The sequence below is a fragment of the Candidatus Regiella insecticola LSR1 genome (assembly GCF_000143625.1).
Lineage (GTDB): Bacteria > Pseudomonadota > Gammaproteobacteria > Enterobacterales > Enterobacteriaceae > Regiella > Regiella insecticola.
In genome coordinates, this window is record NZ_GL379712.1 from 1 (window position 1) to 1,145 (window position 1,145).

At 47.2% G+C, this 1,145-nt stretch carries 1 pseudogene; it reads left to right on the plus strand.

What is annotated here, in order from left to right:
- Positions 1–1,102, plus strand: a pseudogene (locus REG_RS09900) (RNA-guided endonuclease InsQ/TnpB family protein); the annotation flags it as partial.
- Between the last annotated feature and the right edge of the window lie 43 nt (positions 1,103–1,145).

A 1,145-nucleotide genomic window follows, 5' to 3' on the forward strand; every position in this document is an offset into this window, starting at 1 on the left:
TCATTGGCCTTGCAGAACGAAAACCATGAAACGGGGAATAAATATGTTCCTTACGCCAAAATGACCGCATGGCTGGTTGAATGGAAAAATTCACCTGAAACGCGATGGTTGAAAGCAACACCATCTCAACCCTTGCAACAATCACTCAAAGCTCTGGAGCGAGCATACAAAAATTTCTTCCATAAAAGGACTTCATTTCCTCGCTTTAAAAAGCGGGGTCAAAGTGATAGATTCCGCTACCCGCAAGGTGTGAAACTTGATCAGGAAAACAGCCGTATCTCTTTGCCTAAACTTGGCTGGATAAACTATCGCAACAGCTGCCAGGTTATGGGTGAGGTTAAAAACGTGACTGTCAGTCAGTCATGCGGCAAATGGTACGTCAGTATTCAGACCGAATATGAGGTTTCCGAACCGGTTCACCCCTCAACGTCGATGATTGGGCTGGATGCAGGTATAGCAAAGTTAGCGACATTGTCAGATGGCACTATTTTTAAACCTGTAAACAGCTTTAAATCGAACCAGAAAAAGCTCGCCAAACTCCAGCGTAAAATGAGTAAGAAGGTGAAATTCAGCAACAACTGGAAAAAGGTCAAAAGCAAAGTCCAAAATCCGCATTCCCGCATCGGTAATATCCGCCGCGATTCATAAGGTTAGCATGACAATCAGCAAAAACCACGCAATGATCGTCATTGAAGACTTGAAGGTTGCCAACATGTCAAAATCAGCGGTGGGTACGGTTAGCCAGCCTGGACGCAATGTCCGTGCTAAATCTGGATTAAACCGTTCGATACTGGATCAGGGTTGGTATGAGCTTAGGCGTCAGCTTAAATACAAACAGGCATGGTGTGGCGGTCAGGTGATCGCTGTACCGCCTGTGTATACTAGCCAGAAATGCGCGTGCTGTGGTCATACAGCGAAAGAAAATCGCTTGTCACAAAGCCAGTTTGAATGTCAAAAATGTGGATACACCGAGAACGCAGATATAAACGGTGCTCGTAACATTTTAGCGGCGGGGCACGCCGTGCTGGCCTGTGGAGGAACGGTGCAGTTAGGCCGTCCGTTGAAGCAGGAACCCACTGAGGTGAGTCAGGCGTCGGTCTGAACGCTGTAGGAATCCTCGCCATTCATGGCGGGGAGGATGTCAA